Here is a 25,469-nt window from a genome sequence, read left to right on the forward strand (position 1 = left end):
AATGTAGTAAAGAAGCACAATCATGCAATATGACGTAATCGTAGTCGGCGGAGGACACGCCGGAATCGAAGCGGCCCTGGCCGCAGCCCGGATGGGACACAATACCCTGATGGTCTCCATCCTTGCCGAACAGGTGGGAGCGACGAGCTGCAATCCCGCCGTCGGGGGACTGGCCAAAGGGCACCTGGTACGCGAACTCGACGCCCTGGGCGGGGAGATGGGGCTGCTCACCGACGAAGCGGGGATACAGTTCCGGATTCTCAACATCACCAAAGGGCCCGCCGTTCGCGGAAGCCGTGCCCAGATCGACATGGACCGCTACCGCGTCATCGCGCGCAACACCATCCTCACGACCCCCAACCTGAGCCTGATCCAGGAGACCGTGACGTCGCTGCTGATCGAAGACGATACCGTCGTGGGGGTACAGACCCATCTGCTCAACGAATACCGCGCTTCGCGGGTGATTCTTACGACCGGGACGTTCCTCAACGGAGTCGTTCATATCGGCGAAGTGACGCAGGAGGCGGGGCGGTTCGGAGAATTTGCCGCCAAAGGGCTCAGCGATCAGCTCCGTTTGCTGGGGGTGAACGTCGGGCGGCTCAAAACGGGGACATGCCCCCGCGTCGACAGTTCCTCGATCGACTTTAGCGTGATGGAACTCCAAGACGGCGACGAGCTCCCCGCACCGTTCAGTTTCCGGACCGACCGCGAGGCGTTTGCCCGTACCAAAAAACAGCTCCCCTGCTACATCGCCTACACGAACGAGGAGACCCACAGCCTGATCGAGGGGAATTTTCACCGCGCCCCCCTCTTTACCGGACAGATCGAAGGGATCGGGCCGCGCTACTGCCCCAGCATCGAAGACAAGATCAACCGTTTCCGGGACAAAGAGCGTCATCACCTCTTCATCGAACCTCAGACGGCGGAGAACACCGAGTGCTACATCAACGGGATGTCCACCTCGCTTCCCCCCGACGTGCAGCGCGCCATGATCCATTCGGTCCGCGGGATGGAGAATGCCAAAATCGTCCGATACGGCTATGCCATCGAGTACGATTACGTCGACCCGACGGAGCTTCGCCATACTCTCGAGACGAAAAAGATCCGCAACCTCTATTGCGCCGGGCAGATCAACGGGACCACCGGATACGAGGAAGCGGCCGCACAGGGGCTCATGGCCGGGATCAACGCCAGCCTCAGCCTGCAGGGGAAAGAGCCGCTTGTGCTGCGCCGTGATGAAGCCTACATCGGCGTCCTGATCGACGATCTGGTCACCAAGGGGACCAAAGAACCTTACCGGATGTTTACTTCCCGCGCCGAATACCGGCTGCTGCTGCGCGAGGAGACCGCCGATCTGCGTTTGGGCAAATACGGTCACGCGCTGGGGCTCATTTCGGACGCTCAAATGGAACGGATCGACGCGAAACGGCGACAGATTGAGGAGGGGTTGGCACTTCTGGAAGAGACGGTCTATACCCCCAACAAAGAGTTCCTGGCCTTTTTGGAAGAGATCGACGAAGAGAAAATCAGCGACAAACTCGCCGCGACCCAGCTCGTTTCGCGTAAGACGTTCGACGAGGAGAAACTCCTGAAACTGTTCCCGCAGTTCAAAGAACTCGACCCCTACATCGTCGAGCAGATCCTGATCGAGGCCAAATACGCCCGTTACGTCGAAAAACAAAGCGACGACATCAAGCGGATGGAGTCGATGCTCCACATCGCGATCCCCTCCGATTTCAATTTCGGCTCCGTTTCCGGACTCTCTAAAGAGATCGTCGAAAAACTGGAAAAATTCAACCCGCCTACGTTGCAGGCGGCATCGCAGATAAGCGGGATCACCCCCGCCGCCCTCGACATCCTGCACATCTACATCAAAATGGCCTGTCAAAAGCAAAAAAGTTCGAGAATGACCACTAAAGATTGATAATGAAATCAATAAAGTTTGAGAATAGGCTTTTTTAAATGGCAAAGTCAAAAGAGTTGATTCCAGATTTTATGATGGACAATCCGGACGATTCTTTTATGTTTCTAATGCCCACCGGATATAAACCGGATCTGATCGAGGACATCGGTAATAGTTACTTCAAAGTTATCGTCCAAAACCTCACTAAAAAAGAGCTCTTTGAGACTCTTATGCCTCCCGAAATTTTTTTTACCCACTACCGATTTCATCAATCCTACAAGAATGGGAAAATTGATAAGTCTCAAAAAAAGAACGATAATCTTTTGGAAGGCATGATTGCTATAAATACGGAGTTGGGTCAGGACCGTTATGATGTTCGATTAGGCAATATCTTGAGCGATAAGTTGATTGGCCGGCTCATAGGATGGAAATACACCTATCTGGAAAAGGCCAAGGAAATCACATGTTGTCTGATCGATTTAGAATCGGTCAAGTTGATCATTCCCCACTATGCGATAGCGAGCTACTATTACTTCCGATCCACGGTACTTAGAGAAGCCGCATTGCGTTGTAAAATAGATGATATTTATCTACACGTTGAATGTAATCCTGATGATGCTTCGATCGTTCTCCCGTATTATGTCACGGAAGACGATGCCCCTTTTATTCACCGTTTCTTATGTCAACCAGATGCCATCGAAGCTTTTGAACGGATTGGGACGTATTTGCTGGCATATATTAAAAAATACAAAACCGTCAGAAACGTGGCGGAACATCTTCCTATCAAAGCCAAGTTTCCTCAAAGAGGGCAATTCTCTATTTCCGCACGATATAGCTCGTTTTACGATGAAAGCAGCAAAAACCATTACTTTTATGTACACGAAATAACCAATGACAACTCGGATATCGGTTTTACCAAGCTGACGACTTTTTACCCGGGATTTAATATGGCACTTGATGTAGAGGGACTCGGTAACCTTCCAAGTGTTCCGGTTAAGAACCCGGACAATACTACCCCAAGATTGAAACCTGACTCGGGAAGTAAAAAGTACAGACAGAATACTTCCAGAGCTAAAAAAAAGGAACTGTGCGGCAGTTTGAAAAACGTGCAGCGATCGACTGAAAAATTAGTTTTGGAAGAGTTCAAAAACAAGCTGAAGATTATCAATGAAGTACCATCCGATGATACCGTAGATCAGAGCGTAACCGATTCAAAAGACGGTGCAAAAAATAATATCCGAAAATGCAGAATCTCTGCATCCGGGTTGAAACTAATCAGCACAATCAAAGCGCATACGAGTAATTTTGACGAATTCAGGCAGTATATGGCTTATCTGGAAACACAAAGGGAGACTATTCAGCATCTTTTTGTTTATGATGTCCAGAAAATGAAGACGGTCGTCAATGAGGAGAATGAAAAGCCGAATCCAAAATGTATGATCCATGGCAGAGAACGGGAATATATTACCGCTACTTTCAAGTATAAAGAGAACTATATCGGATTACTTGAATTGGAGAATACCGCTTCCACAAGTACGTGGGTTATTTCATCAAAAAGTCTTTTTGGACTTAGCGTTTTCAAGCAATTTTTGAAGCATTATGTCGATGAAAACCAATCCATTGATGAGATCAAACAAAACTATGGACCAGATAAACAGATAAGATTTAAAACTAAAAATCATGAGCGATCCAAAGAGCTTACGGAGGCAGATTTGGCTCGATGGGCTGCTGGAGTTTTGGGGAAAATTTGAGCGAGTGTTTTAGATAAAATGCTTCAAATAAATTGCTAAAAACTTTCCATTCTACATTTTAATTCGCGTTACCTACAGGTAACACCCAATATTTTGGTACGTGATATAATTTTTCACACAATAAAAGAAGAGTGAATCATGAGAAAAATATCCATTTTAGAGATTAAAAACAAAGCAATGGATAACTAGGACATCTTATGACGTTTGCAATTCTCGGTGACACCCATTTTGACTTTCATTTGAATGCAAACGCTCCGGTTACTGAAAGTCTATTCGACATGAGATTCAAACACTTCCTCGAAGCAAGCCCCGCAGACGTTCTTCTGCTTCCCGGAGATATCGGTCACTACAATACGCAGAATCTTGAGTGCCTCAAGCACTTGAGACGTTACTATCATCATATCGTGGTGACATTCGGCAATCATGATTATTATCTACCTGGCGAATCAATTGTCTCCAGATATAAGGAGCTCGGAGGCAGTGCCGGCGCCAGCCGTGCACGGGTAGAAGAGATGAAAGCCATGATCGACGCTGAAGAGGGAATTGATTACGTTGACGGTACCGTCATTGACATCAACGGTATCCGTATCGGAGGAGCAAGCGGATGGTATGACGGAAGCCTCTATATTAGTGACGGAGAAAAGACTCATGCGGATGTTCAGTCAATTTGGAGATGGAAGATGAACGATGCGAACATGATCCATCCGACCGGAACCAACGGTGCAAAGTTTGATGATCTATTCCATGAGCAGAAATACCGCTTGGATGCCGTCTATCAACAGTGTGATATCATGATGACTCATGTATCGCCTCTATCGGAATGGGAGCAGTTCAAGGTAATGTATAACTATCAACCTGCACTCGATCAGATCGATCACAAATACAGTGCCAACCATGAAGCTCTCAAAGAGTATCGCGCATTCTATTGCTTCGATGGAAAAGAATACTTAGAGAACGGTTCAATGAAGCACTGGGTATTCGGGCATACCCATCAGAGATTTCATCGTACCTATACACGACAAGACGGTAAAACGGTCGATATCCATTGTAACTCGATCGGACAACTGGTGGGCAAAAATACTTTCGGGTTGAAAGTGATCGAGCTATGACTATCACCAAAGACACCTTTATCATCGCCGATACCCACTTCGCCCATGCGAACGTTTTAGAGTACGAACCGAATCGTAAAATTGTTCTAGGCGATCAACCCGATGAGCGTATGGTAGAGCTGTGGAATCAAACCGTCGGCAAAGACGATATCGTCTTACACCTTGGAGACTTCGCCTTCAAGAGCGAAGCAGTTCATACCTGGGCACAAAAGCTCAACGGTATCAAATACCTCCTCAGGGGCAATCATGATAAGAGCGCACAGACGTATCTTGATAACGGCTTCGCGGAAGTGATCGACTTTCCGGTCAAAGGAGAGCCGGCTTATCATATCGCCGATGTGGATGGAGTCCGAATTCTATTCAGCCACTATCCAATCGTGACCGATGGATTCGATGATACCCTCTGGTGCTATCTATCCGACGTATTTGACCGGGAACAATGCGACATTAATATCCACGGCCATATCCATTCAATGCGGCTCAATGAGAAGTTCTGTATTAATGCCAGTGTTGAAGCAATCGGATATGCTCCGATGAAGTTAGGTGAGCTGCTTGAAAAGCATGATGCTGCTATCCATGATATTCATGTAACTGATGTCAATAGTGTTAATTGTATTTAAATAGTAGAAAGTTTCCATTCTCCTACTTTTTTTTCGAAAAGCATTTTAGAAGGGTTGCGTGCAATCACTGTCTCATATATATACTCAACCAACTTTTTAAAACACTCGGAATCACCTATAAAAGCCATGTATTCATAAAAGTAGTCTTCACAATCGGATTGACACTCCATGTTTGGAATATCTTCTGAAAAAGGAGATTCCAAACACGAAAGATTCTTCATAAAACATTCAATCGGAAGCAAAATAGATTCGTTAGTTCGATTGTCCCAATCAAGTTCATTGCATGGATCATCCTCACCAAACTCGGCAAGCACTATCGAATGAATTGCATGCCTGATAAAATTCTGGAATAATGGTTCAATCTCGAATTTTTCATTTAAGTCTTGAACTTCGAAAAAAGATGTCCATATATCAGAATAGAGATATGCATCACGTAATGATGTCAAACTGCTATCAATAATTGACTCCAGCTGATTTTTTGTCCATTGATCCATATTAGTTTCTCCAATGTAGATTTTGAAAATTAATATACGGATAATACAAGGTATTTTTAAAGCTTTTCAATTGTCCACTTTCGCCTTATCTGCTTAATAAAATTTATTATATATTGTCGTATATTTCCACTTCATAAAAAAACGAAGAAATAATAAAATTGTTCAAATCTATACTAATTTTTCTAAATCCCTTGTGTACCCCTACTGTAAAGTAGACTATAAATAAGGGGACAGTGCACCATTTTACATTAGCATTGCATGACGCGTTTAGAAGCTGGATGAAACAATGAGCAAAAAACAAAAACAACACATGACTCGTTCTGAAAATATGTCGCGTATCCGCAGTATTGAAACATCTATAGAAATCAAGCTTCGAAAAGCTTTATGGGAACGCGGATATCGCTATAGAAAGAACTGTAAAGGTATCTTTGGCAAACCAGATATTTGTTTCTTAGGCAAAAAAATTGCTATTTTTTGCGATAGTGAATTTTGGCATGGAAAGTATTTGTTGGAGAGTAAATATATTCCAAAAACCAATCAAGAGTATTGGATTCCAAAGATTGAACGGAATATTGAACGTGATAAAGAAGTTGCTGTTGCTCTTGAAAAAGAAGGATGGATAGTGCTACGTTTCTGGCAAAAGGAAATTGAAAAAGATTTGGAAAATTGTCTTTTGAGAATAGAAGATGCTTTGAAACTGCAAAAAACAACAAAATGAAATATTTCAGCTGTTATGCAGCATAGAAAAAGTAAACTTTCTTGTAAGAAAGTTTACTTATGGTCGGATGGGGTAATTTGGTGAGTAGAAGATTTACAGCAGTCGATATTTTCAGCGGGGCCGGGGGCCTAAGCGTTGGAGCTCGTATGGCTGGTATTAGTCCAGTTATGGCTGTAGAATTTGACCAATATGCCGCTGCTACTTACAGAAGAAACCATTCCGAAATTGCAGAAAACGTTTTGCAAAAAGATATTCGTTTAGTCGATCCGCTTGATCATACGGATAAATACCCTTTTATATTATTTGGCGGTCCACCTTGCCAAGGATTTTCAACAGCTAATACCAAAACTCGCAATCTCGATAATCCAAACAACTGGATGTTTAAAGAATATCTTCGCTTTGTTCAAGAACTTGAGCCGGAATGGTTTCTATTTGAAAATGTTGCCGGATTCAAATCTTTTAACGGCGGTACATTTGCAAAAGAAGTTGAAGAAGCTTTACAGAATCCTTTTGGTGATCCAAATAAACTTGCCTATGTAACAAGTTCTACTCTTCTGGATGCCGCAGATTTTGGTGTACCTCAAAGAAGAAAGCGTTTTTTTATTGTTGGGCACAAAAAGCAAAGCGGTGGTATAAAATTTGATTTCAGCAGTTTAAAAAAACGTCCTCTCACTACTGTAGGAGAAGCATTGGCTGATTTGCCTAAACTAGACAATGGCCAAATGCTGGATGAATGTGCATATCGCTCTAAGCCAGATAGCGCCTATGCAAAATTCATGAGAGGTAAGCTTCACAAAGCTAAGCAGAACTATGTAACTGCTAGCAAGCCGCATATTATTGAACGCTACAAAGTGATCCCGCAAGGCTCAAACTGGGAAGCAGCAAAAGAAAAAGGTCTGTTGGATTCTTACACTTCAACGAAACATACTCACAGCGGTATCTATAAACGGCTGTTGGAAAATGAGCCTGCTGTCACTATAGCTAATTACCGGAAAAGCATGCTTATTCACCCATGGGAGCATAGAGGGCTATCTTTGCGTGAAGCGGCACGACTTCAAAGCTTTCCGGATCATTTTATATTTGAAGGTCCGCATAGTTATCAACAGCAACAGGTCGGTAACGCAGTGCCACCACTTTTGGCAAAAACCATTTTTGAACAAATAAAAAAATATACGGAAGCTAATAAAGAATGTGGCCAATTACTAAAATAGAAAAAGCATGTGAAACTGCTCTTGAAACACTTGGCGATGCAGTTTCTCATTCACACAAATTTCTTACAAATTATCAGGTAGTCAAAGATGATTTTTGCAAAGAAATTTATCCTAATATAGGAAAAATTGAACCTAATTTAAGTGATCATGGTGAAATACATATCCAAGATGTTTTGCTTAATGCGTACAGTTTGCTAGAAGATTTTTTTGAATCTGATGACCAAAAATACGAAACGTATTCGCCGTTAGAGTTATATGTTTTGTGCATGGCAATATTAGTTCATGATATTGGTAATATCCATGGCCGAGCCGGACATGAAAGAAGGTTAACCGAAGTATTTAATCCGACCAAGTTTCCACATATCGATCGCTCAGAAATGAAAGTAATTATTGATATTGCAAAAGCACATGGTGGTCTAGGTGACACTTTGTCTACTTTAAATCATGATCAGCTTTATGGACATCAAATTAAAAGCCCTAATATTGCATCCTTGGTTCGATTTGCTGATGAGCTGGCTGAAGGGCCACAAAGAACTTCACGTTATATGATTGAAAAAGGATTAATTGCGCAAGACAGCATCGTATACCACCAATATGCATCAATTTTAAAAAAGCCGGCAATTATTCAAAACAATATTGTTCTCGAATATGATATAGTAGTCAATGAGTATTCAGAAGTAGAGTTAGAAGCTCTGCTAAAAATCACATACAAGCGAATTGAAAAGCTAAATTTTGAAAGAATTTATTGTGGTCAATACAGTGAACATATTCAAAAATTGAGAAAAGTTATTGTTAAAATGGCTTTTTATGAAGAAAAAGAGTCTTTTGATCCAATTGATATTGATACAAAACTGACAGAGCTTGAGCTAAGTAATTTAGAATGCCAAGGGTTTAAGAGTAGTGATAAAGATGCATCTATTCATGAAATTTTAACAATCATAAAACATTTTTGTAAAGGGAATAAAAATAATGTTTGATAACCCTTTTATACATGAAGCTGCAACTAATATTGATGACACATTGCTTTACAAAATGTTTATTGACAATGAACACTCCCGAATTTTCAAAAGCCACAAAAATGTTTTTATTTTGGGATATAGAGGGTCGGGAAAAAGCATGTTAATGCGATATCACTCTTTTCCGATTCAAATTAAACATAATTATGAAGAAGTAAAGAACTATTCTGAAATAGGCATATATGTTTCATGCATGACCCCTATTTTTCAACGGTTAGACTTTGGATTGAATGATGACAGCTTCCAAATCTCAATAATGTCTGAGCACATTTTGGTTCTAACTATGGCAGAAAGGTTGTTAAACACATTTTTACAACTTGAGAATAGCCCCTTCTCTTCCAGTGATCTTCAGGGTATAAAAGAGGAAATAGAGTTTTATTTTGATGCCCAGCTTACTGAAGAAAATGTCTTAAAAGATTTCCATAAATGGATCCGAAAAAATCTAGTTAATACTCAACGACATTTAGATAGATCCCCTGAACAATTTATTTCTTCAGCATACACATATTCATCACTTATTAAACCTCTCATAGAAGTTTTTAAAGAAGTACCTATTTTAAAGCATACTCATTTTATGTTCATGATTGATGATGGGCAGATGTTAAGTACTTCACAACAACTTAGTGTTAACAACTGGATCTCCTATCGAGATACTTCAGATGTTAGTTTTAAAGTTGCCATTACATCAACAAATGAGTATAGTTTCTTAACATCAAGAAACAATGTTATTCTTGAAAATCACGATTATATTATGTTAGATCTAGAGCGTGATTTTTTCTCAGGGAAATCTGATTTTGTACAATTTGCAAAAAAAATCATTGAACGACGCTTACGTGTTTTTGGTCTTACTCAAGTAGACGCATATGACTTTTTTCCTATTGACAGCGGATTCCAAGTAGAGCTTGAATCAATCAAGGAAAAGTTTATTGGAGGCCACTATCCTGAAAGAGAGCAATGGACTCAAGAACAAAGACAAGCAAATGCATCTAAATTTATTAGGGCCATCTATTTTAGGCTTTATTCTGAACAGCATAAAGCGAATAAACCAAGACTAGCCTATACAGGTTTTGATGTATTAACAAATATTTCAACTGGCGTCATCAGGAATCTACTGGTCCCTTGTAGTGTAATGTATGAAAAAGAGAAAGAAAATCAGCAAGCGGTACAATATATTTCACCAAAAACTCAATATGAAACATTGCTGGAAGAAAGCAGTAAAACGTGGGATAAGATCAATGAACTATCTGTAAAAATTGTAGACTGCACCAATGAACATACCGTAAGGCTTCAGCGAGTACTAGAAAGTTTTGGAGAATATCTCAAAATCAAATTACTTGATCCTTCAGGAACAGAAAAAAAAATATTATCATTCACTATCCATGATTTGGATAAAAGTCCTTATTGTGATGAAATAAAAGAAGTACTCCAAATAGGTATTCGTGGTGGATTGATTTATACTAGAATTGGGCCTGACCATGAAGGCGGAAGAACAATGTGGTATACACCAAATCGGATTTTATGGCCATCTTTGGCATTAGACCCTGTGGGTCAAAATGGAAGAAAAAATTTTGTTGCTGCTACATTTTACAAAATGATGACAGATGCAAGCTATTCTCATAAAGAAAATGGTCAAAAAAAATATGTTCAAGGGGAATTTGACCTATGAATACATATATTACGTTTGTTAGCTGGGAGGATCGTTTCGCAGAAAGCTTAAAAAATGATTTAAAAAACCATCCAGATATTCAACAGATATATTTTTTCTATTTTTTAGATGAGCAATTTTTTACAAAAACGCAAAAATATGTAGACACTTTAGAAAGCATCGTCAATAATAATGATGTAACGTTGAAAAAGGCAAGTTTCTCCTTTAAGAATTATCTCGAGACATGGAAAGCTATAGCCAACAAGATAGAAGACTTAACATCCACTGATGAAGTAATCTTGAATATTTCTACAATGCCGAGAAATATAATTTTCACGATGTTGCATTTTATGGATCAAAAAGTAGCAAATTATGAAGTCACATATTATTCTCCATTCACCCATGGGGAAAATTTAACCAAAAATCCATCTAAACCACAAATGATTTTACAACATGGTGGAATTATGTACCCTGAGAAAAAAACGGCACTGATTGTGATTCTAGGCCACGACATCAAACGAGTATATCAATTATTTAATTATTTTGAACCCTATGTTATGTTGATAGGCTTGGGTACCGATCACCAAACTAAATTACCTTTGGATTATAATACAGAGTTTGAAGGGATTTCTAAGAAGGAAATATTTAAAGTAAATTCTTTTTCACATGAAGAAGTTTTCACTGCATTGGAAGAACAAATTAAGCCGTTGCTTGAAAATTACAATATTTTATTATGTTCATTGGGACCAAAAATAGAAGCTATGGGGATGTATAAGGTACATAAAAAATACCCAGATACAGCACTAGTATATGCACCTTCAAAAGATTATGCTGATGATTATTCAAGCGGTACCAATTTTACTAATGTTAAAACAATTTCTTCTGCATGGCTGAAAATTGATGAACAAAATAAATATTTAGACTGACAGCCCAATGTCTTCTAAATTATGAAAAGTATGTATGATTTTTAGCGACTGTTTCTCTGATGGAATTTTGTTAGGTATTGAGCAGGCAATTTCCATTAACTCAACTTCTTGTTCAGTCAACATCTCATTATCGATCCCAAATTTCTTAATTTCACACCATTTTCCTTGCTCAGCAATTTTAAAAACAAGCTTTTGTGCTTCAATTCCATTATCAATACGCTGAACTTTTTTTGCTTCTTTTACATCTTCTTTTGCTTCCTCTGTATCAATAAGTTCTATAAAGAAAGAATTTGGAAGATCGACAGAAAGTTTTTTCATACTATGCCAGCACCCCTCTTTTTTGGCCCATTGAGAAATGTTCGCGATACCTGAAGGGGGATTCGTCAGTTCATCATATACGGCTTTGCTGATGAGCTTTAGCGCTTCTACAGTTGCATTTGATACAGACTGTTTATTCCAAACAGTGAGGAAATCAAAAAATTTATTTTGTTGTTTGATAGCATAATCCAAATAGCCAATTGTATATGCAACTGTTTGTGCACGATATCCTCCATCATACCAGTATGCCTCTGAAATCAATGTCTCGGTAGTTTTAAAGATTATTGCTTTTGCAATAGCTGTTTTGAAATAATGTTCATTGTATGCAATATCACTTTTTTCCCATCGTTTTCCTATATCCGATGCATATTTGACAAAACTGTTTTGCGCACCTTGTGCAACGATATGAGGGATATCCTGCCAAACATTTTCGAATTTTGAAAGATCTGTTTTTGTGAATAGTTGTCTTTTTGGATATTCAAGCTGGAATCGTTTGCGTTCGGCTTCTGTTTTGTTGACTTGAGCATCGAGATATTGTCCGCGTGCTCTTTCGTAAAACCATTTTGTCTGTTTGTGCCCGCCGTCAGTTGCCGGAGCATATATACGTCTGGAGAAGTCTTCAATACGTACATGAAACGGATGATTTGAGAAAAAGTCTGCAGCATTGACATTGTTCTGAGTGTTGGCATATTCCGAAATCTTTGGAACAAGTTCTTCAGCTTCTTCAGGCTTGACAATAGTGAGCTTCATCTGTACAAAGAGATGATCAAGTTGGGCTTTGTCTTTTTTCATAGCATTGTAGATTGAAGCTGTTGTCTGGCCCCCATTTACGATTTGCAAATTTTTGAGGCTTTTCAATCGCAAGCCATTTTCTGTGGGCTCGATTTCTATGGCTTCTGCGGTTGTTGTTAAACCGTTGTTGTAGGCAAAAAACTTTTCTGGCTGGTTGATAATGGTATTACGAAGACCTTTGTTGACTTTACCTCTTGCTTGCAGGAAGGTCCTGACATTTTGTTCCAAGAGTCTAGCGCCATATTTTCCGTATAAGCCCGCCAACAGAGTCCCCGGAACGACTAGAAGATATGACTGATATTCATCAGTATTTAAATGTGCCGGAAGACAATATATCGGTTCGGATGATATTTCCTCGAAGTTGATTAGAATTTCTTCTTTTTTTTGATTGGACGAGTCCATTCTAAAAAGTCTGGAGATATCCCAAATATGGAATGAAAATTCTATTTCATCATTTTCGTATGATTGAATAGCATTAACTTTATCATTGAGGATTTTGTTGCTCAGGAGGTAAAATTTAACTTTGGAAATATTTTTTTTGTTTTTATGAATAGTATATGCCAGGTCATATACAGATGTAGCTTCTTCGAGCTGGCTATAGTAATATTTGGAATATGCTTGGGTAAAAAAGCCTTTAAGTCTATTGAATGCCTGATCAACTGCGGTTTGTGTAAGACTTTTTTCTTCAAGATTTGTTGCAAAAACCGAAATAAAAAGATTTAATATCCCTTCATCTTCATTATAACTATAGGCATCGACTTTAATACCTCTTTGGCTCCAGTGTGAAAGCTGGACTTCATCATCAATCTCTCCGGATTCTTCCAGTTCTTTTGCATATTGCTCAACAAAAGCTGATTCTAAAAAATCTTCTTGTGCTTCGGCTGCTCCGAATATACTTTGTAAAAAATCTTCCCGAAAGATATCAATCCGTTGATTCATTCAAGATCCTTGTACTGAATTCATTCAATGTTATTTCATAAGGTTTGCATGAAAGCAGTTCAATTCTATATTGTACAGAGTGTATGCCGCTCGGGAGGCTATTTGATGTCAGTCTCGGAAATGAATCTCTGACTTCATACACAGATTCCTGCGAAACGACATAACTGGTTTCGGAATATTCCTGTATTTCGATATAGCCAGCTTCCGCTAAAAGACTTTCAAAGAGATCTAGCACTTCAGTGCTCTCAATCATTTTTTTGATCTCTGTCGCAAGGTCATTCAGAGAAAATGCTTTTGTAATTGATCCCGGAGATGCATTTAATGTTAGAATATACAAAAAACACTGAGTATTTCTACAGTCCAGCTGATCTGCAGAACTGATCTGTACGTAGGATACAGCTGTGCCGCGTTTTGTTTTTACTTCTATAGCTGTATTTCCAATACCAAAATCCTGCTGTTCGCCGTAAGGCCCTCTCCAGAATGAGAATATTTCTGTCTCAGGATACTTGCCGAACAGATGGTTCTTTATAAAATAAAGTTCCCCAACAAGTCCCTGCTGTTCCTCGGTACTTAACAGCTTTTTTCCTGTTTTCCTAAACAGCTTCTGCCATCGTTGCAGTCTGTTGTGGACGATTGCAAGCATGGCTTTTTCGTTTTCGCATTCAGTTGTTGCAGAAAGCAGATCGTTGCAAAGATTTAAAAAGAGATCCCAGTCCGAATTATCGTGCAGTTTTAGTACCAGCCGGTAGCCGTCAGTAATTTGGTACTGTTCGATCTCAATACCGGATAAGCTCAATTTTTTCGCGGACCAGTCCTCAAGATTTCGGTGTTCTATTGCAAACAGATATGCACTATTTTTATCGATAGCCCAGAAAAAATTGAACTTGTGTTCAGCGTTACACCGTTTGCTGTTGACTGAAGCGTTCAGAGAGAGCCAGGGATTAATCTTCGTCATCTTCATCACCTTCGTAATGGTTTTTGGCGTAAACAGTATTGACAACAAATTCAACCGGTTCGATACTGGAATCAGATTTTGGAAAACTAATACCATAAGCCACAAGTTCTTTTTGCATCAGTGTTGATTCGTCATGTATATCTTTGTATCCATTGACAATGTGCAGCATAAGAAGCGGTTTTATTCTAGACATACGCAAGAACCTTCCGGGAATTTCTTTTTTGCCCTCGGGGTATTCAATTCTGCATTTTTCCTCTGCATTTTCAAGTTCCGTTTCAGACATGCCTGCTCTTTCCACAAGATTATTTCCAACCCTTCTTCTGCTGCTGATTTCTATGTATTCTTTATTAAGCTGCTGCGGGCATGAACGTTTTTGTATACCGACATCCAAGCCATTGATATCGATACGTTCCTTGGCATTTTTAACATTAACCAATGCTATATCCCATAGCGGATAGTACTCAGCCGACTGTTTGAGATAGCTTACAACCGGCCGTGTAGATGTCATTAGCGAAGCGGGATGATTTCTAAAATTTTGTACAAAGCTGATTATTTCCGATGCGGAAATTTTTTCCCATACAAAGTTATCTTCCTGATTTAGATTGGCTTTCTGAAGCTTTTGAAGAGATGATATGAATTCATACAGAAGGTCTTTGTTGTTTTTTCTATTGGTTGGATCCAAATCCAAGGCGTACGATTCAATTAAACGTCCGTTCAAATCAGTTCTTTGAACAAAAGTTTGTGCCTTTCTCATTTTATTTTTTGCAGTAATCATCAATGTACCGGGATGACTTCGTACCCGTAATCCAAAGTCTTTTGGTGATAAGCCCGCTGCAAACATATCTTTTATTTCCAGCCTTAATTCTTCAGAAGCATTTGAGATATGTGTAAAATAGTGCTCGGTCATAGGTGTAAGGTAAATTCTGCATATATCTGCAAAACCATCACGATAACCAAACCATCTTCCCATCTGCATTAAGGTATCGTACATTGATGTACTGCGATAAAAATAGCTTGTTGCGAGCCCTTCGAGTGTCAGACCGCGAGCAAGCCGATCTCCGCCTACAGCAATAACATTTAGACCGTCTTTATAATCGGTGTAATTCAAGCTGTCATCCGAATCACCGTTGATAAGCAAAACTTGCATGGATGCAATGGATTCGAGAAGTTTTTCTTGAATTTGATGCCAGTCAGAATAATGCTGTTTAAAATCTAATTCCCAAACATCATATAATTCTTTAATATATGAATTTGAAAGAGCTCTATCTTTGGAATATTTGTAGTTGTATCGGATATTATTTTCCAAATCTTGTTTATATTGCAGAAGAAGCGAATGCACACTTTTTTGTACATCTTTGTAGCGTGAAAGATGTACTAGCATCGAGTGATGTTTGTTATTCTGCCCTCGGAGTATTCGAATCGCTTTGGAAATAATGTGAGAGCAGACTGCTTGTTGAAGGCTATTAGAAAGTGCAGGTATCACATGCTCTCTTTTATGCTGCAGCGGTAGCAGATCATCCATATCATTGATATTTCGTACGATATCAATTTCGGTACCGTCTCCGCTGTTAAAAATTTTTTCTGATCCGACGTAATTGCTTGGCGGATCAAGGCTAATAATAAAGTCCCTTGGGAATAAGTCATCTTCAAGCATCTCATCTTGGCTGTCAGGATCTATGAAGATATTAGCAAAAGGTGTCGCAGTATATGCAAGATAGCATTTTCTGTTAAATAGCTTTAAAATTTCGCGTATACGTGAATTGATAGCAGTAGGATTTTTATCTTCATCATTGGTATTGATGGATGCATGATCCGCTTCGTCATCAATCATCAGCAAAGGCAATTCGGAAATATTGCCCTGCATATCGGAATTATTATTTTGAAGCCAATCTCTCAGTCTTCGAAGCACTGAAGTATTTTTCTTGACTACTAAAACTGTTGCTGTTTCATAATTGCGTACTTGAAAATTTTGACTTGATTTGAAATCATTATATAAATCTGTCATAGTCAGAGGAAAATGATTTGGGTCAATGTGTCCCACACCGATGAGTTTTTCACGTTTATTGGTTGAATTTTTTTTACCGCTGTCTTCCCCGACAAAGCCTTCATCGATTCGTTCTTGTGTTTGGGAACGCAGACTTTCCAGCATGCCTGCTAAAATGATAATTAGTTTGTACCCAGCATCGGTTGCTTTATTAACGACGCCAATGAAGTTTGCTGTTTTCCCGGATTGGACATGACCGACAATCATACCTCGTCTATCCCAGTGGCCTGGCCTGTTTGGGTTTTCCAATTGACCGACAATTTTATCGGTTACATTATCGATTGCTGAGACTACAGCAGGAGGGAACTGCTTTTGCATGAGCAAATTACGATATCTTCCCCAGAAATAGGGATCGAACTTTTGAGTTGTTTTGTAATCCGGATACCAAATTTCAAAGATCTCTTTACCAACAATAAGAGTCCCTTCTTCCATTGACAAACCATAAAGGTTTTCTATTTTTTTGGCTATAGATTCTAGCTCTTCTGCATTTAATTGTTTGCCAAATAAAGGGGCAAGACTGACAATTGCTCCTCGAATTTGTTCGGATGTTTTAAGCTCTGGATTTTGAGAGAGAAAAAACATTACTTGGCTTACAAGTTTATCATGAGCATCCATTTGCAATTCCCTTTTTTTTGTTAATAAACGATTCAGAGAAATCTATGTACTTGCTGAAAGGTTCATTGCAAAGCATCCGCTCTGCAATAACATCTTCAGAAAGTCCTGCAAGCAACATTATATGCCAGTAGCTTTCAGCCGATTGTTCAAGTAGCTCTATACTGATATCTTCCTGTTTGATATTTTCAGGTTCGTGCAGCATGTCTGCATAAATAGTATCGATTGGAAGAGCATTTTCTATTAAATCAAAAATCCCTTTCAGCAGTGATCTTTGCTGTTGATCCAGCTCATTTGAGAGGGTTTTAATTAAGGGATTATCAATGTTGACTTTATAGCTTTTTTTCCCATGTTGATGATACTCTTGCCATATCGGAACGATATTGTCGGCTGAAATTTTTTTTCCTTTTTTAATATATACTTTGCTGGCTTGAGATGTAATTTTGTCAATTGTTCTTTTGAGCTGTATTCGAATCGCTTCCGGAGGTACTGCTTGAGATTTTTTAACATCGATAGACCATTCATAGTCTTCAGAGTTAGGCAGATCAATTTGAACTCTGGCCAGTTTTGTGGCTTCGCTTTGACTGATAAGTCTGAACCATGTACCTGAAATCAACAAGCGGGCATTGCGATAGACGTAAAAACCTTGTGATTTTAAATAGCCATCCGGTCCAGCCATTTTCCGATATTGTTCCGGTGTTGTTTTACTATGATGGGGCAGTAAATAAGCTTGCATTTTTATGTTGTAAAAATTTTCTTCTGGATAAGGTTTTCCAGCACCTTCAAACGGATTAAATGGTAGGATCTGATCCTCATTTATTTTGATCGCAAGTTTCTTCAGCCCTGATTCTCCAGTCAAATATCTATGGAATACCAGACCCAAATGTTCTCTGGCAAGCTCAATGTGTTCCCAAAAAATATCTTGAGGTTTCCGTTTGCTCTTATTATCAACAAGTCTGTAAAGGTTTTCCCATAGTACGATCGTTCCAGTATTTGCCAATGATGCTATTTCCTGAATCTTTTTTATATCTGAGCCATGTAGAACTTCTATTTCCCAAGTTTCAGTATCTGCAATATGCTCTAAATTCCAGCATCTTCCAGAAAATTTTTTATTTTGTGCAGATATGACTGTTAATTTCCCAGCCTGTGAAAATGAAGCTGTTTTCAATCCTAGTCCAAATCTGCCAAGATCTTTGCTGTCACGGTTAAAAGCTGGATCAAATGAACCCAAGTGCATTGCTTCTCGCAATTGTGCTTCATTCATGCCTATTCCATTATCAACTATAGCAATATAGCTATTTTCCATCTCAAAATGAGCAGTTATGCAAACTTCTGAAGCTTTGGCTGTAATACTATTATCTATAATATCTGCAATGGCGGTTTCAAGAGAATATCCTATGTCACGAAGTGCATGAATAAGGTTTTTTGGATTTGGAAGTACAGATTCATATTTCTTCATGTATTCTTGCGTTAAATAAAATAGTAAGAAACATTCTATGTTTATTAAGCTGTAATTAGCCTTTTGAATCAATATTTTTTATATAAGACGGTGTATAAGGTTACAGATCAATGATCAATATAATATTTTTGTTGTTGGCGTATAGTTTTTTTGTAAATTCCGACATATTGCTTATGTATCGTGAAATGACAACCTACGATGCCAGCAACGGTCTCTTGGGTCACTTTTTCACCTCTATTTTTTAGATAGTTTATGGCTCCTACCACTTCACTTTCACTTATTTCCCTACCAATCTTATTTTGCATTGAAACGAGTTCATCTATCATGCACTGATACCAAAACGATATATGCTTGAATCCATGCACAAAATCTCGATGGGTTAGGTTATTGTCCTGAGCGAATTTTTGGATGTTCTCCGGATAGTTTTGAAATAAAAAATAGATCATGGTTGTGATGTAGAAATTTCTATAGATCGGAGATGCTTTTCTAGAGTGATACTCTTCATGGTTGCGGCATAGTTTTTTGTACTCTTCTAGCATAGGAAACTCATCAAGCAAGAGATTGTCTCCGCGATCGAGTAGCCGGGATAAATTTGTATATGCTTCAAAAACAAATAATGAGCGAATTCTGCTACCGGCAATATCGAAATAACCGTTTTGCAATCCATCGATGAACCATGTGACAGCTTTGAGTCCAAACATATGCAATTTAGGGACATGGGGTATAACGGTCAGTCTGAGGTCCCTTCTGCATTTGCTGCAATAGACCAGCTCATCCGATGGCTTCATTTTAGTCAAACGGATTCGTTCATAGCATTTCCCGCAGCGGTCGGTGAGAAAAATTTTGTGTTTTGAGCAGACGTTGTTAAAGGTGTATCGCCACTGTTTCCGCCAATATGGATGTGTATCTTCCGCTAAACATTTCGGGCAAAACATGAGGCCATAGTGCGTCCGCTTGTCTTTGAGCTTACGAATCTGTTTAGGGGGATAAAGTCCGTGATCGGATTCGAAGAGATACCCCTCTTCGCTTCTAAGAGACATTTGAACTATCTGTTCGATCGGAAATCGGCTTTTGTGTGCAAGCTTCTCAAATAATATCGGATCTTCTTTGAAATCTATATCGATACGGCTGAGGGCACTGCCGTCATGTTTGAGAAACATGGAAATGAAAGTTGTGAGTGGATAGTCGTGAGCAAATGCCGTTCGTGTCAGCCATGAACTCAGCAATTCATCCGGTTGAGGCTGAGGAATGACTAAAAAATCATACTCCTCGACCCAACCTCTTCGTCTCATAGCGTCGGAAGATACTCAATATCTTCGAGAGTGATTTTTTCACGTCCGGATTTGATCGCTTTCATCGCCGCTTTTTTCATGAGATTGACGGTACGGCCGATGAGCCCATCGGATTTATTATATAGGGCATCAATGATCTGCTGATCATATACCATATTCGAAGCTTCCTTGAGAGGCAGACATGTTTCATAGGTTGCGATGAACGAACGGAACCGTTTGTCATTGCTCCAGCGCGGTAATTCGATCGACGGGAAACGCGATGCGGTTTCCCCGCTAATAGAGAGTGCAGAATGGGCTTCGCGTGTACCTGCTAAGATAATGGATAGGGAGAGTTTATTGCTCAATTGCTTGAGATCGTTGATGAAGGTACGCTGCTTATTGAGATTGCCAGTCAATGCGTTATGGATTTCATCGATGAGAATCATTTTGGTATTGAGTTTTCGAAGATAGTGCTCGACAAGCTTGGCTTTCTCCATCACTTTTTCGGTAGGTTTGTGGGGAACACATAGCTCATTGAGGATGAGAGAGTAGAGTCTTCCCTCATCGGGAATGGTCGGCGCCATAAAGTAGATAATGGGAATCTCATAGACGTGCTCGTCGTTTTCATTAAGTGTGTCGAGAGAGGTTTTATGGAGATCATAGAACTTTTTCAATATGGCTGTTTTTCCGTTATTGTAATCGCTGTAAATCAGCAATCCCTCGTTTCTGATCTGTTCGGGTTCGTTGAATTTGTCTTTAAGCAGTTCAAGCAGAGTTACTGCTGATTGATAGCCGATCCAATGGTCTTTTTTGCAGTATTGGATACGCTCGGCATCGCTTTTCTCCAAATAGGCTTGGGCTGTTTTGGTAAGTCGTCTCTCGTTCATGTTTATTCATCCACCGGATAATAATCGAAGCCGTCGTCTTCATCATGAGATTGTGGAGATATGGTCGATGGGATCGAACTCGTTACGGGATCGGAGACGAGAATAGTCTGCTCATACGCCATTGCTTTTTGTGTATGGGCTTTGGAACTGTTGTGTCTAAGTGTAGTCCGTTTTTCCCGTTTGGCTTTCTCGACATATCCGTTCAGACGATCATGGGCTCTGAAAATATCGTGCATTTCCAGCTCGCGTCCGGAGACCTCTTTGCGTGCATCGGCAATAGCTTGTCTCAGTTCAGTAACGTTGATCGCAGGTCTTTTGATATCAGAATAGGGAACGATGATATAGTCATCGACATCGGGGTCATAAACATACAGTTTGCTGACATCGCGAGGGTCTCTTCGGCAGATAAGGCTCTTTGGTTGCAGAGTTTTATTGATTTTTTTGTACTGAGCAGGGATGATCCATTTTCGGAGCGTTTCGGAGAAATAGGTGATGTAGTCGATCGTAATACCGTTTTTTTGAACAGTCCGCTCAAACGCCGGCAGAAGCGCCATCCGCAGTTTGATGGTATTGGCCGGTACGGAGGGTAAAAAAGGGATTGTGCCGTCTCCTACTCCGAGTAGCCCCTGATAGAATTTTTCTTCCGGTGTCATTCCGATCGATCTGTGCTCCGTTTTATGATAGACGTTAATGACAAAATCGAGATACCATTGCTCCAGTTCGGAGATGGTCATGGTAGCTTGCTTCTCTGATTCGTAAGTTCCCCTTTGGCGTACACTTGAGAAGGTCGCCCCGGGAAGCTCATGTACTTGTTTCATATGGGTGGAGATAACCCGTTCGATCGCACCGCCGAATTCAGGGCGAGCAACTGGACGGTACATATCTTCGATTCTGTATTCTTGACAAAACTTCTGTAAGGCTACGGAACGAAATTCTTTGGCATTGTCCATATGTACTTTACGAGGAAGTCCGAAAACCGGCCACTCGCCCTGTACATCGCAATGCCTCATAAACTCGTCTTTTGGAAGAATCGCATTGAGCAGGCATTGGCCGACACTGAAAAAATTGATGGCATCCAATGAGATATAAAACCCGTAAATCATACGACTGTAGACATCGATGGCCACCGTAATATTCGGACGGCCGATATTCTCACGGGTATTTTCGTCCACAAGCATAATATCAACTTTTGTGTGATCTATTTGAATGACATCCAGAGGCATTTTTACATCAGGAAATTTACCGGGTGTTCCTCGGGTGTCTCTGACGCTCAGACCTTTGCGCTCTTTGGCAATCAGTTTTGGATTAATGTTGTTGATACGATTGCGAATGGTATTTTGGGAAGGTATGATCATACCGATGTGTTTACATTCTTCTTCTATTTCTCTGTAAATGGTTGAGAAAGAATATTGCTGCTTATTGAGATAAAGCTTTTTGATTACTGACTCTATGATAGTTTCAATTGATTCATCGAGTCGACTTTTATTTTTACCGCCGCTGTTTTTATAGGATGTTCCTAACGAACTAATAGTTCCGTAGGTTTCGTATTTTTCAAGCCATTTGTAAATGGTTGCGGTTCCTTTTTCATGCTGCTTCGCGACAGCTTCTACATCTTTCAACGTTCTTTTTGGAAGATTCAGAAGGGGTTCGATGATTTTGAATCTTTGAAGTGCGATCTCATAGTTCTTTTCATCCAATTCGACTAGATGAGGACTCATCTGTTTCGCATTCTTAGCTTCTTTTGAGAGTGCGTCGACTTTAACGATGCGTTCTTTATAGGGTTTGGAAACCGATTTTAGTAACACTTCATCGAGCGTTGGATACGCTTTGATAATATATTCCGTATTATCAAAAAAGATTTTTGAACCCCGTTCAAAACTAATGACGCTCATCATTCCTCCAGACTATGGAATTCATCGTAATTTCTTGATCATGTAGATTCGTATCTAAATGACCACTTGCAACCAGTGCCCAAATTGAATTGGCTAACTGAAAGTAATCGGGTTTGTCTTTGGCGAGTGAATTGGCAAGCTCCAATGCGCTGATGGGATTGTTGATAGCACTGAGAATACGTGAATTGTGTTCATCGCTATGAATGAAGGTCTTATATCGGTACAGAAAGTCAAGATTACGGATGTAGATTTCTGGATAGGTTGCATCGGTAAAAAGAAAAAAGTCCATATCCATTTCATGCAAGGATGCTTCGGCACTTTCAAATTTTGCTTCAAGTTGTTCTTTGTTTTTGGCAAGATCGCTTTCGTATTTGACTTCCACAATACTATTTTTTTTGCCCGAAGAGGGATGATAAATCACATAGCAATCGGCACTATAGGTTTTTGCTTTTCTATTCTGTTCAATGGTAATTTGTGGTTGTTCAGAATAGGAATGTACTGTATGGTCGAATTCAAGGGTTAAAAAGAAATTTTTTTCCAATAATGATTCAAATGCGATCGAACGGTTGTTTTTGATGCTCGGAAAATGTCCGGTAACAGAACGATAGTTCTTTAGAATTTTCCGTTGAGGGAATGATAGTGTTTCAGATGACATGACTACCTCACTTTGAAAAATTATACATTATTTTTATAAAATCAAAAAAGTTCTGCGTAATATTAAACATCATTGATATAACTTTCATAGTAATAATACAAACCAGTGGTTTAATAAAAAAATAAGTGGATTGTCGTCATAATAGACCAGTAGTTTATAAAAAAGGATATGTATGCCAATAGTGATTAACAGAGAAGAAAAAATAAAAGAAATTTGTACAAAAGCTTTTGATGAATTTATAAAAAATGGTATAGAAAACTTCTCCTTAAATCAATTCATACTAAATAATCAAATTTCAAAAGGGCAGTTTTATCATTATTTCAAAACAAAAGAAGATTTGATTTTTGAAGTTATGTCACAAAAAACAGTCGAAATGATAGAAAGGGTAGAGCTTCTTTTGAATGATTCTAATTCATTAATCAATAAACTTTTTTCTGTTTTTGCAATATATATTGATGATTCCGAAGAAATTTCACATTTGCGAAAACTAATGTTTGATACATTTGATCTTTATATGCATACTTCTAATCCAAAAGTTAAAGAATTTGATCAAGAACTTTATACATGGATTGATGAAAAACTAGTTTCACTTTTTGTTGAAGCTAATCAACAAAAACCTCTTTCAGATGGAATCTTTCAAATAGTCAAAAGTATTTCTGCTACAGCTGATGGAATGTATATAAGATCATTATTAGTTAGTGAATACGATTTGAAATCAGAACTAATGAATTATTTGTGTGAAATAGAAAAACTCATAGATGGAGCTTTGTAATGCATTGGCTATATCTTTTAGGTGCAATATTATTTGAAGTAATGGGTACATTATCTATTAAACAAACTACATTGTCAAATAATTATTATTGGGTAATAGCTGTCATTACATTTTACTCAATATCTTTTGTTTTGTTGGGGATAACAGTAAAAAAACTAGAGATTGGAACTGTCTATGCGATTTGGGCTGGGTTTGGTGTTGTATTAGTGACATTATTGGGTTGGTTGATTTTTAAAGAAACGATGTCTCTTCAAAAAGTAGTCGCGATTATGTTGATTATTACAGGAACGGTGATGCTAAAGTTACAGCAGACCGTATAATAATTTTTATGAATTTAAAAATCACATGTTAAAAGGGTCTTATTCTATGAACCAAATCTCTAAATTCGTCTTGTTGCTTTTGCTTTCAGTTACTATTGTTCAAGGAAAAGAAGTTCTGCAACAGAACTCAACAGCATCCGGGTCAGTAGTGAAGGTAGACGTTTATGAAGTAAAAAAACCTCAAGCTGAAGTATTCAACTTTAATTATCCTGCACGTTTGAATGCATATCAGTTTTCAACAGTTACTTCTAGAGTGACAGGGATATTAGAAAAAAAATATTTTAAAGAAGGAGAATTTGTCCGAAAGGGAAGTTTATTGTATACGATTGAATCAAATAACTATGTGGCAAAAGTTGATGAAATCTCTGCAGAAGTCGAATTAAAAAAAGCAACGTTATCTAACTCAAAAAAGGAGTGGGAACGGGTTGAAAATTTGTATAAAAATAGTGCCATAAGTAAAAAAGAATACGATACGGCATTTACAGCTTATGAAGTTGCTAAAGCTGATCTGAGATCATCTACTGCACGGTTAAAATCATCTAGGATTGATTTTGACTATACTCGTGTAACTGCGCCTATTAGTGGGATTATAGGGATGAAACTTATTGATATTGGTAATGTAGTCAATCAAGGGACACAACTCGTTAGTATTACGCAAATAGATCCTATACATGCAGAGTTTTCAATTCCAGATGTTGATTTATCTAAATCAGGTACTAACTTACGGAGGATAGCTAAGTCGTCAAAATTAAAAGTTGTTTTTACATATGAGGGAAAAAAGTATTCAGGATTTATTGATTACATTGCTCCCCAGATTAACATTACTAATGGAAGCGTAAAGATACGGGCTCGACTTAATAATTTAGACAATTCTCTTTTACCAGGGGCTTTTGGGCGGATTAGTATTGTAGGGTTGCAAAGTGTACCTATAATCAAAGTGCCTCAAAAAGCTATTTTACAGAGTAAATATGGCGTTAATGTTATGGTTGTTGAAAATGGAAAAGTTGGGATACGAGAAATCCTTCTTGGCAAACGAACAGGGAATTATTTCATTGTAAAACAAGGGCTTAAAGAAGGGGATAAAGTGATTGTCAATAACTTTTTCCATATTACTCCTGGTGCACCTGTGGCTATAGATAAAACTATCAAATAGAAAAGAG

The 25,469-nt window shown here is 39.1% G+C and carries 21 protein-coding genes; 12 read left to right on the forward strand and 9 right to left on the reverse strand.

Features of this window, described 5'->3' with window-relative positions:
• The first annotated feature begins 22 nt into the window (after positions 1 to 22).
• The 4 genes from mnmG to E0765_RS11785 all read left to right on the forward strand — a co-directional run bounded on the left by mnmG (position 23) and on the right by E0765_RS11785 (position 5,383).
• Positions 23 to 1,924: a tRNA uridine-5-carboxymethylaminomethyl(34) synthesis enzyme MnmG gene (gene mnmG, locus E0765_RS11770; protein ID WP_132813424.1), complete on the forward strand. Its 1,902-nt coding sequence runs from the start codon at positions 23 to 25 to the stop codon at positions 1,922 to 1,924.
• A gap of 38 nt (positions 1,925 to 1,962) precedes the next feature.
• Positions 1,963 to 3,654, forward strand: a complete 1,692-nt coding sequence (locus E0765_RS11775; protein ID WP_132813425.1) for a hypothetical protein — start codon at positions 1,963 to 1,965, stop codon at positions 3,652 to 3,654.
• Positions 3,655 to 3,851: 197 nt separating this feature from the next.
• Positions 3,852 to 4,763 (forward strand): metallophosphoesterase, encoded by a 912-nt coding sequence (locus E0765_RS11780; RefSeq protein WP_132813426.1) that lies wholly within the window; start codon positions 3,852 to 3,854, stop codon positions 4,761 to 4,763.
• Positions 4,760 to 5,383 (forward strand): metallophosphoesterase, encoded by a 624-nt coding sequence (locus tag E0765_RS11785; RefSeq protein WP_132813427.1) that lies wholly within the window; start codon positions 4,760 to 4,762, stop codon positions 5,381 to 5,383. The genes E0765_RS11780 and E0765_RS11785 overlap by 4 nt, the downstream gene beginning before the upstream one ends.
• Here the strand turns inward: E0765_RS11785 and E0765_RS11790 are convergent.
• The gene (locus tag E0765_RS11790; protein WP_132813428.1) at positions 5,380 to 5,877 is read right to left on the reverse strand and encodes a hypothetical protein; all 498 of its coding nucleotides are present in this window, start codon (positions 5,875 to 5,877) and stop codon (positions 5,380 to 5,382) included. The two genes, E0765_RS11785 and E0765_RS11790, sit on opposite strands and share 4 nt — an antisense overlap.
• Positions 5,878 to 6,163: 286 nt before the next feature.
• On the opposite strand from E0765_RS11790, the gene E0765_RS11795 reads away from it, so the two are divergent.
• Genes E0765_RS11795 through E0765_RS11815 form a run of 5 tightly spaced genes read left to right on the forward strand, consistent with a single transcriptional unit; the run spans position 6,164 to position 11,393 of the window.
• Positions 6,164 to 6,595 (forward strand): very short patch repair endonuclease, encoded by a 432-nt coding sequence (locus tag E0765_RS11795; RefSeq protein ID WP_132813429.1) that lies wholly within the window; start codon positions 6,164 to 6,166, stop codon positions 6,593 to 6,595.
• Between the two features lie 59 nt (positions 6,596 to 6,654).
• Complete coding sequence (locus E0765_RS11800) at positions 6,655 to 7,806, forward strand: DNA cytosine methyltransferase (RefSeq protein ID WP_165921755.1); 1,152 nt, start codon at positions 6,655 to 6,657, stop codon at positions 7,804 to 7,806.
• Entirely contained in the window at positions 7,785 to 8,783 is a 999-nt protein-coding gene (locus E0765_RS11805) for a hypothetical protein (RefSeq protein ID WP_132813430.1), read from the forward strand. The genes E0765_RS11800 and E0765_RS11805 overlap by 22 nt, the downstream gene beginning before the upstream one ends.
• The gene (locus E0765_RS11810) at positions 8,776 to 10,488 is read left to right on the forward strand and encodes a hypothetical protein (protein ID WP_132813431.1); all 1,713 of its coding nucleotides are present in this window, start codon (positions 8,776 to 8,778) and stop codon (positions 10,486 to 10,488) included. Before E0765_RS11805 ends, E0765_RS11810 begins: the two co-directional genes overlap by 8 nt.
• Positions 10,485 to 11,393 carry a hypothetical protein gene (locus tag E0765_RS11815; protein ID WP_132813432.1) on the forward strand — a complete coding sequence of 303 codons (909 nt, stop codon included), beginning with the start codon at positions 10,485 to 10,487 and terminating at the stop codon, positions 11,391 to 11,393. The genes E0765_RS11810 and E0765_RS11815 overlap by 4 nt, the downstream gene beginning before the upstream one ends.
• Here the strand turns inward: E0765_RS11815 and E0765_RS11820 are convergent.
• From E0765_RS11820 to E0765_RS11855, 8 genes are all read right to left on the reverse strand, one after another.
• Positions 11,385 to 13,442 (reverse strand): AIPR family protein, encoded by a 2,058-nt coding sequence (locus E0765_RS11820; protein ID WP_132813433.1) that lies wholly within the window; start codon positions 13,440 to 13,442, stop codon positions 11,385 to 11,387. The two genes, E0765_RS11815 and E0765_RS11820, sit on opposite strands and share 9 nt — an antisense overlap.
• Complete coding sequence (locus E0765_RS11825) at positions 13,426 to 14,397, reverse strand: PD-(D/E)XK motif protein (protein ID WP_165921756.1); 972 nt, start codon at positions 14,395 to 14,397, stop codon at positions 13,426 to 13,428. Before E0765_RS11825 ends, E0765_RS11820 begins: the two co-directional genes overlap by 17 nt.
• Entirely contained in the window at positions 14,384 to 17,056 is a 2,673-nt protein-coding gene (locus E0765_RS11830) for a Z1 domain-containing protein (RefSeq protein WP_132813435.1), read from the reverse strand. The genes E0765_RS11825 and E0765_RS11830 overlap by 14 nt, the downstream gene beginning before the upstream one ends.
• Positions 17,043 to 18,512 carry an ATP-binding protein gene (locus E0765_RS11835; RefSeq protein WP_132813436.1) on the reverse strand — a complete coding sequence of 490 codons (1,470 nt, stop codon included), beginning with the start codon at positions 18,510 to 18,512 and terminating at the stop codon, positions 17,043 to 17,045. Before E0765_RS11835 ends, E0765_RS11830 begins: the two co-directional genes overlap by 14 nt.
• 107 nt (positions 18,513 to 18,619) lie before the next feature.
• The gene (locus E0765_RS11840) at positions 18,620 to 19,804 is read right to left on the reverse strand and encodes a TniQ family protein (protein WP_132813437.1); all 1,185 of its coding nucleotides are present in this window, start codon (positions 19,802 to 19,804) and stop codon (positions 18,620 to 18,622) included.
• Positions 19,801 to 20,670 carry a TniB family NTP-binding protein gene (locus tag E0765_RS11845; protein WP_132813438.1) on the reverse strand — a complete coding sequence of 290 codons (870 nt, stop codon included), beginning with the start codon at positions 20,668 to 20,670 and terminating at the stop codon, positions 19,801 to 19,803. Before E0765_RS11845 ends, E0765_RS11840 begins: the two co-directional genes overlap by 4 nt.
• Positions 20,671 to 20,672: 2 nt before the next feature.
• Complete coding sequence (locus tag E0765_RS11850; protein ID WP_132813439.1) at positions 20,673 to 22,565, reverse strand: Mu transposase C-terminal domain-containing protein; 1,893 nt, start codon at positions 22,563 to 22,565, stop codon at positions 20,673 to 20,675.
• Positions 22,549 to 23,217: a TnsA endonuclease N-terminal domain-containing protein gene (locus E0765_RS11855; RefSeq protein WP_132813440.1), complete on the reverse strand. Its 669-nt coding sequence runs from the start codon at positions 23,215 to 23,217 to the stop codon at positions 22,549 to 22,551. Before E0765_RS11855 ends, E0765_RS11850 begins: the two co-directional genes overlap by 17 nt.
• A 172-nt stretch (positions 23,218 to 23,389) precedes the next feature.
• Between E0765_RS11855 and E0765_RS11860 the strand changes: the two genes are divergently transcribed.
• The 3 genes from E0765_RS11860 to E0765_RS11870 are packed head-to-tail and all read left to right on the forward strand — an operon-like array spanning position 23,390 to position 25,462.
• Positions 23,390 to 23,989, forward strand: coding sequence for a TetR/AcrR family transcriptional regulator (locus E0765_RS11860; RefSeq protein WP_132813441.1), 600 nt, complete (start codon positions 23,390 to 23,392; stop codon positions 23,987 to 23,989).
• Positions 23,989 to 24,309, forward strand: a complete 321-nt coding sequence (locus tag E0765_RS11865; RefSeq protein WP_132813442.1) for a multidrug efflux SMR transporter — start codon at positions 23,989 to 23,991, stop codon at positions 24,307 to 24,309. The genes E0765_RS11860 and E0765_RS11865 overlap by 1 nt, the downstream gene beginning before the upstream one ends.
• Positions 24,310 to 24,355: 46 nt before the next feature.
• Positions 24,356 to 25,462: an efflux RND transporter periplasmic adaptor subunit gene (locus E0765_RS11870; protein ID WP_132813443.1), complete on the forward strand. Its 1,107-nt coding sequence runs from the start codon at positions 24,356 to 24,358 to the stop codon at positions 25,460 to 25,462.
• The last annotated feature ends 7 nt before the right edge of the window (positions 25,463 to 25,469 follow it).

Source organism: Sulfuricurvum sp. IAE1, from assembly GCF_004347735.1.
Lineage (GTDB): Bacteria > Campylobacterota > Campylobacteria > Campylobacterales > Sulfurimonadaceae > Sulfuricurvum.

Excerpts from the sequence above, each read along its gene's own strand:
- mnmG (WP_132813424.1), top strand. The coding sequence starts at position 23 with ATGCAATATGACGTAATCGTAGTCGGCGGAGGACACGCCGGAATCGAA.
- E0765_RS11775 (WP_132813425.1), top strand. The coding sequence starts at position 1,963 with ATGGCAAAGTCAAAAGAGTTGATTCCAGATTTTATGATGGACAATCCG.
- E0765_RS11780 (WP_132813426.1), top strand. The coding sequence starts at position 3,852 with ATGACGTTTGCAATTCTCGGTGACACCCATTTTGACTTTCATTTGAAT.
- E0765_RS11785 (WP_132813427.1), top strand. The coding sequence starts at position 4,760 with ATGACTATCACCAAAGACACCTTTATCATCGCCGATACCCACTTCGCC.
- E0765_RS11790 (WP_132813428.1), bottom strand. The coding sequence starts at position 5,877 with ATGGATCAATGGACAAAAAATCAGCTGGAGTCAATTATTGATAGCAGT.
- E0765_RS11795 (WP_132813429.1), top strand. The coding sequence starts at position 6,164 with ATGAGCAAAAAACAAAAACAACACATGACTCGTTCTGAAAATATGTCG.
- E0765_RS11800 (WP_165921755.1), top strand. The coding sequence starts at position 6,655 with ATGGTCGGATGGGGTAATTTGGTGAGTAGAAGATTTACAGCAGTCGAT.
- E0765_RS11805 (WP_132813430.1), top strand. The coding sequence starts at position 7,785 with ATGTGGCCAATTACTAAAATAGAAAAAGCATGTGAAACTGCTCTTGAA.
- E0765_RS11810 (WP_132813431.1), top strand. The coding sequence starts at position 8,776 with ATGTTTGATAACCCTTTTATACATGAAGCTGCAACTAATATTGATGAC.
- E0765_RS11815 (WP_132813432.1), top strand. The coding sequence starts at position 10,485 with ATGAATACATATATTACGTTTGTTAGCTGGGAGGATCGTTTCGCAGAA.
- E0765_RS11820 (WP_132813433.1), bottom strand. The coding sequence starts at position 13,442 with ATGAATCAACGGATTGATATCTTTCGGGAAGATTTTTTACAAAGTATA.
- E0765_RS11825 (WP_165921756.1), bottom strand. The coding sequence starts at position 14,397 with ATGACGAAGATTAATCCCTGGCTCTCTCTGAACGCTTCAGTCAACAGC.
- E0765_RS11830 (WP_132813435.1), bottom strand. The coding sequence starts at position 17,056 with ATGGATGCTCATGATAAACTTGTAAGCCAAGTAATGTTTTTTCTCTCT.
- E0765_RS11835 (WP_132813436.1), bottom strand. The coding sequence starts at position 18,512 with ATGAAGAAATATGAATCTGTACTTCCAAATCCAAAAAACCTTATTCAT.
- E0765_RS11840 (WP_132813437.1), bottom strand. The coding sequence starts at position 19,804 with ATGAGACGAAGAGGTTGGGTCGAGGAGTATGATTTTTTAGTCATTCCT.
- E0765_RS11845 (WP_132813438.1), bottom strand. The coding sequence starts at position 20,670 with ATGAACGAGAGACGACTTACCAAAACAGCCCAAGCCTATTTGGAGAAA.
- E0765_RS11850 (WP_132813439.1), bottom strand. The coding sequence starts at position 22,565 with ATGATGAGCGTCATTAGTTTTGAACGGGGTTCAAAAATCTTTTTTGAT.
- E0765_RS11855 (WP_132813440.1), bottom strand. The coding sequence starts at position 23,217 with ATGTCATCTGAAACACTATCATTCCCTCAACGGAAAATTCTAAAGAAC.
- E0765_RS11860 (WP_132813441.1), top strand. The coding sequence starts at position 23,390 with ATGCCAATAGTGATTAACAGAGAAGAAAAAATAAAAGAAATTTGTACA.
- E0765_RS11865 (WP_132813442.1), top strand. The coding sequence starts at position 23,989 with ATGCATTGGCTATATCTTTTAGGTGCAATATTATTTGAAGTAATGGGT.
- E0765_RS11870 (WP_132813443.1), top strand. The coding sequence starts at position 24,356 with ATGAACCAAATCTCTAAATTCGTCTTGTTGCTTTTGCTTTCAGTTACT.